The 8,269-nt window shown below is 38.7% G+C and carries 5 protein-coding genes; 2 read left to right on the plus strand and 3 right to left on the minus strand.

The features are described 5' to 3' along the window. Together WC906_04445 and WC906_04450 are read right to left on the minus strand one after the other, a co-directional pair. A partial coding sequence (locus WC906_04445) for a hypothetical protein (protein ID MFA5777661.1) occupies positions 1-2,195 on the minus strand: 2,195 nt, incomplete at its 3' end. 201 nt (positions 2,196-2,396) lie between these two features. Beyond that, a complete protein-coding gene (locus WC906_04450; GenBank protein ID MFA5777662.1) occupies positions 2,397-4,472 on the minus strand; it encodes a hypothetical protein in 2,076 nt (691 codons plus the stop codon). 70 nt (positions 4,473-4,542) lie between these two features. Here WC906_04450 and WC906_04455 point away from each other — a divergent pair, with 70 nt between their 5' ends. After that, on the plus strand, positions 4,543-6,114 hold the full coding sequence (locus WC906_04455; GenBank protein ID MFA5777663.1) for a glycosyltransferase family 39 protein: 1,572 nt from the start codon (positions 4,543-4,545) through the stop codon (positions 6,112-6,114). Position 6,115: 1 nt separating this feature from the next. Further along, positions 6,116-7,927 carry a glycosyltransferase family 39 protein gene (locus tag WC906_04460; protein MFA5777664.1) on the plus strand — a complete coding sequence of 604 codons (1,812 nt, stop codon included), beginning with the start codon at positions 6,116-6,118 and terminating at the stop codon, positions 7,925-7,927. Between the two features lie 106 nt (positions 7,928-8,033). On the opposite strand, the gene WC906_04465 is transcribed toward WC906_04460, so the two are convergent. Further along, positions 8,034-8,269, minus strand: a 236-nt coding sequence (locus tag WC906_04465) for an endonuclease domain-containing protein (protein ID MFA5777665.1), incomplete at its 5' end; no start/stop codon positions are given.

Raw genomic sequence — 8,269 nt, forward strand, 5'->3', positions numbered from 1 at the left:
ACGTCCCGATTGTGCATTTCATCTACCGTTTGAGTATACTCATCGGAAACATCCGCTTTCTCCTCAAATTGCGGTTCTTGCACGCTAGCTCCTGTTCGCTCGTCCAATGCTTCTTGAGGAGGCGCGAAGGATCTTGGTGCTCTTCCTTCGGGATTTTGTTCTGTTGGATTTTCAATGTGAGAAGTTCCGGCCTGATAATGATTGATATTATTAATATCGGCTTTGCTCAAATTTTCCGCGTGTCCAAAAATATTATTTATTTCTTTTTCTTTATTAAACACTTCCGAAAGATCAATTTTTTGCCCGACTTGAATTTGATCCGCATTTTCCAAGCCAAACGCCTGCGGATTATTAGCAATTCTGTCTTTCAAAGCATCAATAATATATGTTTTTTTCGCCGGATCCAAATTGGAAAATTTATCCCCATAATGATCCTGCAATTTCTGATCGATAATTTTCCAAACAGAATCTCCTTTTTGCACCTCGACTACATCAGAAATCCTTCCCATTGTCTGCTCAACAGCTCCCGGCGCAGAAGGATTTTCTGGCATAGCGGCTGTAGAATGCAATGATGAGTTATCAACAATAGTGAACCTCTCAAGGCCGTGTTTTTGCATAAAATCTCTTACTATATCACTTTTCATTACATCGCCCGCTTTATCTTTGACAAAATCGCTAGCACCGGTTTTTTCGCTTAGCAAATGAAAGAATTTGCTCATAACCGGACCAGCCATCAAAGCTCCGAACACAATCGCTCCGCCTTTTCTGAAACCAGAACCGATATTTCTTTTCTCAAATTTTTCATTTACTTTAAATATCTGATCTTTTAAAAGAGAATTAAATTCTTCGAATTTCTTATCATCAGTTTTTTCTTTCATGTTTTTCATGATATCATCCATTTCTCGGCCAGATTTATTCATTCTGTGTTTTTCCGCTATCTTTTCAGACATCGCTTCCGCGCCGATTGCTGAAGCGGATCCGGTTAGAAATCTTCTCGCCATATTCAAAGCAAGACATGAGCCCGCAACAGCTGCTCCTGCATAAGAAGCGCTCGCCGCTCCAATTCCTAATCCTCCTGCTATCAGTATTTTTTGATATGCCGGAAGCTTGATATACCAATTAATAACCTCGGCTCTTTTTTTGTTTATTTTATCCCAAACCGGATTTTCCTTGGCGACCAAATCCGTTCTGGCTTCCGTTTTTGCGTCATACAGATTGGCAGTTTCATCAAAATTGAAAAATTTTAGCGCTTCTGCTAATTCTTTATTCAGCGCGTCTCCCGAAAGCCCCTTAACCCGTATGTTTTCCAATAATTCGGTTTTGTAATCAATGAGGCTGTTCTCATAAAGCGCTTCCATATATACAACATCCTGGTCATCAATTACCGCCGCCTTATTTCCTCCTTCGGCTATAACCACGCCTTTCGCCTTGATTGTTTCTCTTCCGCTTTGAATTGCCAGTTCCTTGGCATTTTTTTCCTGCTGTTTTTTTATTTCCGCTTTTACCTCTTTCTTGTTTTTTCCTTCAATCAAAAGATTGTTTTCCATTTTTCTTAGTTCTCTAGTATGATATTGTTTGAGTTCCTCCATTTCCTGATTCCGTTCCCATTGATCAGCCTTTCTCCCCGCTCGCCCTTCACTGGTAAAGAAATTTCGCACTTGTTTCCACATACCCTTCTTTTTGAAATACATTTCCGCGTATTCTTTTCTGGAAGTTTCCAGTTCATCTTTTAATTGTTCCAATCTTTCTAATCCTTCTTGCCCACTTTCTTCTCCAAATTTCTTCCCTCCTAAATCTTCCACCAGATCTTTTTCAATTTTTTCTGCATCATTTTCTTCTTTTTCTTCCTTCTTCTTTCCATAGTCCTTTCCAAAATCATCGCTAATTTCTTTTGCGCCTTCAGATGATGTTTTTTCCTCAGCCTTATCCTCATCGGATCCATTTTCAATTCCAACAGCGCCAATTGCGGCAGCTGCGCCAACTATTCCGTTTCTGGCATTATGAAGCTCCATTTCTTCTTCAGAAAAATCGCGATTTTCCGGAGTAACCGTTGTCGTAGGCAATTCATCATCAACTCCCTTGTTGGAAAATTTTTTCGCCGCCTCTGCATCTTCTTGTTTTTTTATTTCTTTCAATCGCTTGCTTTCTTGATCAATGCCTTCTTCAAAAACTTTTAATGAATCTTCAAAACTCATATTGTTTAATTTAAAATTTTTTTATTTTTATGCAATAAAAAATTGCGTGAAATACCAGGTCAAATCTATCTTAAATTATACAACAAAAATTGTTAATTAACAAAAAATTTAAACAGAAAATAGCCTCTGAAATAATAAAACCCTTCGCATCATTATGATTGCAAAGGGTTTCTATAAATCTTTTATGCATTTTCCCAACTTTTACGGTGCTATTGGTTGTTGCGCCGGCGCTCCGGCGGGTTGCGATGGGATTTTTCCGTTGCCAGTTTTCGTTTTCTGATATTCAAACAAAACTTCCAAAGCGATGCGGTTTCTTTCAGGAACCCCATCCCTTCCTTTTGGCAATTCGTTCACTTTTTCTTTGATCAATTTTTCAACTTTATGATTCAACTGGCTCGTGATTTCACCAAGCAGCCTCTTCAAGGAAATATTTGAATCCTTGGCGGCTTTTTTCAAGGCATCTTCTGTTAAATTTCCTTGATGAATAAGACCGACCATTTCTTTTCCTTTAAATTCAACATCCAATTTCGCCTTTATTTTTTTTTCAAATTCAAATTTCTTCCCTGCGAGCTTGGAAAAAATATCTTCCATTTTTATCCGCAGTGGCTCGGGATCGCTAAAACCTTTAACCAACATATGCCCGCGCATAATTTCCCCTTGCGGAAAACCTCCCGGAACTGAATCTTCGTCCATTCTTTTGCTGGTATACAGAATGAAACTATTTTCCTCTTGGGACCACATCAAATATCCTCCATATCCTTTACGCCTGATTGCCAATTGATTGGAATGATTTTCGCTATCAACTTTTGGATACCAATTGCCATTATTGTCATCCCTCTTTTTTGTATCGATCAAAATTTTTCCGAAACGATCAGCGCCGGTGTCTACGACAAATCCCATTTTTTCCAGTTTTTCAATTTCTGCTTCTCCGGATTTAATTTTTTTCTCAATATAGCCAGCCAATTGAAACAACGTTTCTTCTCTTTTCATTGCCGGATTAAAATAGGCATACTTCTTCAGATAGCCATCATCAAGTTTTTCAAAAGGATCCGTTCCTTTTTTAAAAAGATCCAGAATGTCTTGAGGTTTCATCTTGTGGCATAGCCCATAAATATTTTTCGAATAATTTTCATAAACCTTTTTTTCTTCGTCGGGAGTAAAATCAAAATTATCAACCTTGGTCACAAATTCAACAAATCTATCAATATGCGGTTCTTGTTTCAAAAGCCCCATTTTAACCAAAGTTTCATAAGCATATTTGGTGGTAGAAGTATCTCTTCCGGCCTCGGGCGTATGATGATCGAAAATAAGTCTTTTGCCTCTTTCTTCAGAAATTACGCCGTTTTTATTTGAAGTATCGCCGATAACTCCCTCTTCCGGCATTGCTCCTTTTTTCACAAAATTAACCTTGCTTCTCTCGACCGCAAAACCGGCTAGTTCCAAAATCTTTAAATAGCTTTCACCGTCCAAATCAGAACTGCAAGGTATCTGAATTTCTCCTTTCTCATTAATCCTGGGATCGCCTCCATGAACTGAAAAATCTCCCCACAATTTTCTTGTCAGATCCAAAAATTTTTGATTTCCTTCTTCCACTTTTGAAGCGTTAATATCTTCATAGGTCAAATCCGGAGAAGTTTCAATTTTGTAAATAGTATGCTCCGTAGCTGCTCGCACCGGACCATATAACTCCTCTTTTATCATTCGAAAGACTTTCTCAGATTTTTCCCGGCTGGAAAATTCGTTTTCATCAACAATTTCCTTGGAAAAAATATCCCAAAATCTTTCAATTTCCATGGCTATCACTTTTTCCACATCTTTTTTCTCAAATCCATATTTACCGACATGATCACTTTTTTCTATGAAATCTAACATTCCCTTGGTATATTTTTTGTAGTTTTTTATCAGTTCAAGCTCAAATTCCGAGAAATTTTCAATTCCTTTTTCAACTTTTAATTCGGAAATGTCATAACTTGGAACTTCTTCCTTGTTTTTTTCATCAATATCCTTAGCCTTGGAATAAAGTTCATTGATTTCATCATTAGCCAATTTAGTTTCTTTGAGCTCATACGGATCAGGATCAAACGGTTCGCCTGCTTTTGGAGGTTCTTTTTTTATTTTAAAATCAGTTGCTTCCGGCTCTATGCTCAGAGATTTTGCCGTAGTAAAAGAACTGGGATCTATTTTTACTCTTTTTCTGCCGGCAATTTTCTTCCCAGTATCATCCTCTCCCTTTCTTCCCTTCTGAACATTTTTTTCGAAATCGCCTGAACCTAACATAAATGAAAATGTAAATAAATTATCTTTTATGCTATAATTATACCATAAATCTAATCAAGCTAAAACAAATATGGAAATCAAAAACAAAAAAGTCGCAACCTATATTCTTTTAACCTTAATTATCGCTCTCGGATTTTTCCTTCGAGTCTATAACATAAGTAGCGCTCCTCCTGGACTTTATCCCGACGAAGCAGTAAACGGCACCGATGCTTTGCAAGCCAACGACACCGGTGAATATCAATGGTTTTATCCCGCCAACAACGGACGAGAAGGGCTGTTTATGAATATCATTGCGATGTGCTTCAAGCTTTTCGGGGCTAGCGTCCTTACCCTTAAGCTTCCGTCAATTATTTTCGGAACTCTGACAATATTTGGAACCTATCTTCTCGCCAAAGAGCTTTTTGGAAAACGGGTTGGGCTTATCAGTTCATTTTTAGTGGCGGTTTCTTTTTGGCCTCTGCATTTCAGCCGAATTTCATTTCGCGCCAATATGCTTCCCTTTGTTTTGGTATTTTCTTTTTATTACCTTTTCAAGGGAGTCCGTACCAAAAAAATGCTCGATTTTGCCATTGGCGGATTATTCCTGGGTCTTGGACTTCACACTTATATTGCCTTTCGCGTAACGCCGCTCATCCTGGTGGTTGCTTTAATCGCACTCATTATTTCGCAAGAAAAATTTTTGAAAAATTATTGGAAGCATGTCGTAGTTTTCATTGTTTTTACGTTTTTAACCGCCGCTCCGATGCTCTACACTTTTTTCTACGCCCATCCGGAATATTGGGCTTCCCGCACTTCGGAAATCTCTATCCTTAATCCAGTTACAAATCAAGGGCATTTTCTCTCAACTTTTGCCAAAACTTTCGGACTGAGCCTTGCCAAATACAACTTCTGGGGCGACCAGAACTGGCGACATAATTATCCGCCGTATCCGCTCCTGGATCCTATTGCCGGAACCGCTTTCTTGTTTGGATTTATCTATATGATAATCAAGTCTTTTCATCTTTTATACCTCAGATTTGCCAAAAAAATCCGCGATGAAAAGTTTGCCATTTACATTACCTTGCTCGCTTGGTTTTTCGCGATGCTTGTTCCGGAATTTATGGGAGCCGAAGGCAACCCGCACGCCTTGCGATCCATCGGCACGCTTCCGGCAGTCTTCATCCTGGCTGGATTTGCTTTCAATTATTTCATCGGCCTTTCGGAAAGAAAAAATTTCAAACTTGTCCATTTTACCGCGCCCTTTGTCATTGTAATGCTCATTGCAATCGGAATGTTTAATCCGATAAAATATTTTTTCTTCTGGGCAAAAACTCCCGAAGCGGCTCAAGCTTTTGAAAAAACTATGACTAATATGCAAAGATATATCCAAACCATGCCGCCTCAGAAGGAAATTTTTGTGGCCGTCGGAAATATGCAAAGAGTCCCGGTTAGATTCTGGAACTGGAAGAATCCCAACTTCCACGACCTGAATCCGGAAGAAATAAGCTCTATTAACCCGAAAGATGCCGATAATTTCGTGGTAGTTTTCACGGATTTGGAAAAAGATAGCATCATAAATAATATTGAAACAAGATTTCCCGGAATAAAGTTTCAAGAATTTTCCGACCAGTTTGGAATGAAATTCTATGTATTGACAAAATAATATGAAATTATTTCTCGAAAAAAATTACAAAATATTAGTCGTTGTAATGCTCGGATTTATGTTTGTCGTTTCGGTTTTGAATGCCAAAAACGATAGCGCGATTTTCGATGAAACCGCTCACATCGGAGCGGCTTATAGCTATTTAACCCAACATGAAATTCGCCTCAATCCAGAACATCCGCCTCTCATTAAAGATTTAGCCGGAATTCCTTTGGCTCTAATGAGCCTAAATTTCGATGTTTCCCAGCCATTCTGGACTGGAGACCTTCCCAATAAATGGGACGAGGGACAATGGGTAGCCGGACGCCACTTGCTCTATGAATCCGGGAATAACGCAGACAAGATAATTTTTTGGGCGCGTTTTCCGGTTATTCTGCTTTCCTTGCTTTTGGGATTTTTCATTTTCAAATGGACGCGCGAATTGGCTGGAAAATTGGCCGGACTTTTCGCTCTGGCGCTTTACGCTTTTAATCCCAACATTTTGGGACACAACCATTTTGTCACCACCGACATCGGAATCGCTGCTTTCATCACCTTTTCTTTTTACTATTTTATAAAGTTCATCAAAAAGCCCACGTGGAAAAATATGGCTATAGGGGGATTATTTTTGGGATTAGTGCAACTCGCCAAATTTTCCTCGCTTATGGCTTTTCCAATTTTTGGAATAATTTTAATTGTCTATCCGCTGGTGAAAATACCGGACGGAACTATCAAGTTCGCTAAAATTAAAATGCTGGGAGAATATTTGGGCAAAGGAGTTTTGGCGTTTTTAATTTCAATCGTTGTTGTTTGGATCGCCTATTTTGCCAATACTTTCAATATGACCAAGGAAACTGTTTCGGAAGCGATCGATTTTAACTTCTCTCAAAGCGACACTAATGTTAAAACCATTTACACCAACAAGGCTCTGCATTTTCTAAATAATAATTCGATAACCCGGCCGCTTGCCACCTATGGAATTGGCATCGGCTATGTTTTTCGCCGAGTGGCCGGAGGAAACGGCGCCTATTTTCTGGGACAAGTTTCCAGCAGCGCCTTCAAATCCTATTTCCCTACCGTTTTCGCCATCAAGGAACCACTGGCTGATTTGTTCTTTATGCTATCGGCGCTTTTAATCGCATTTAGCTTATTCGCCAAAAATTTATCCAGAGATATTTTCGGAAAAATAGCGGAATATTTTAGAACCCACATCGTTTCGGCGACTATGTTTTCGTTCATAATATTCTATTCGTATATGAGCATCACCGGAAACCTCAACATAGGGCTTCGGCACTTGTTTCCTATTTTTCCTTTCACTTTTATTCTCACCGCTAAAATAATATTTGATTTCATCAAGCGGAAAAATGAACGCTCCCAAAAATTTCTCTCTCTTGCAGTTTTTGTTTTAGTTTTGATATCAATCTCGCAAACTGTTGCCGCTTATCCTAATTATATGTCCTATTTCAATGAATCGGTCGGCGGTCCGAAAAATGGCTATCATTACGCCACCGATTCCAACGCCGATTGGGGACAGGATCTGAAAAGACTGAAAATATTTTTGGAAGAACATCCGGAAATAAAAAACATCCGCGTGGATTATTTCGGCGGAGGAGATATTGAATATTATTTAGGAAGTGAGTACCGGACCTGGTGGGACAGCAAGCGTCCGATTGAAAAAGGCTGGTATGCCATTTCCACCAATTTTCTGCAAGGAAGCATTTATGGATCCGACAAAACAACAGAAAACAGCTACCGCTGGCTACTTTCCGAAAAACCGGTTTATCAAGTGGGAACTTCGATACTGATATACAATATAGTGGATGCTAGTGAATAGATTTTAATGACAAATTTCCAATGACGAATGACAAATCAATGACTTATTAATTTTCAAATCTCTCCAATCTCCCTCTCCCCCTGGGAGAGGGCTGGGGAGAGGGTACTTATAAAAATTCTTCAATCTTTAAAAATACACTGTCCAAATTATTGTTAATATCGTTATTCCAAAACCTTAATATCCTAAATCCTAACTTTTCTAAAAACTTTGTTCTTTCTTGGTCATATCTTTCTTGATTTTCTTCTTTATGCTGCCAGCCATCCAATTCAATAATTAGCTTCTTTTCTAAACAAATAAAATCTATAATATATTTTCCTAACGGATATTGTCTTTTGAATTTTA

Source organism: Parcubacteria group bacterium (assembly GCA_041657845.1).
Classification (GTDB): Bacteria; Patescibacteriota; Minisyncoccia; order Moranbacterales; family JAKLHP01; genus JAKLHP01.

Coding starts and splice junctions, on each gene's coding strand:
- WC906_04455 (MFA5777663.1), top strand. CDS start 4,543: ATGGAAATCAAAAACAAAAAAGTCGCAACCTATATTCTTTTAACCTTA.
- WC906_04450 (MFA5777662.1), bottom strand. CDS start 4,472: ATGTTAGGTTCAGGCGATTTCGAAAAAAATGTTCAGAAGGGAAGAAAG.
- WC906_04460 (MFA5777664.1), top strand. CDS start 6,116: ATGAAATTATTTCTCGAAAAAAATTACAAAATATTAGTCGTTGTAATG.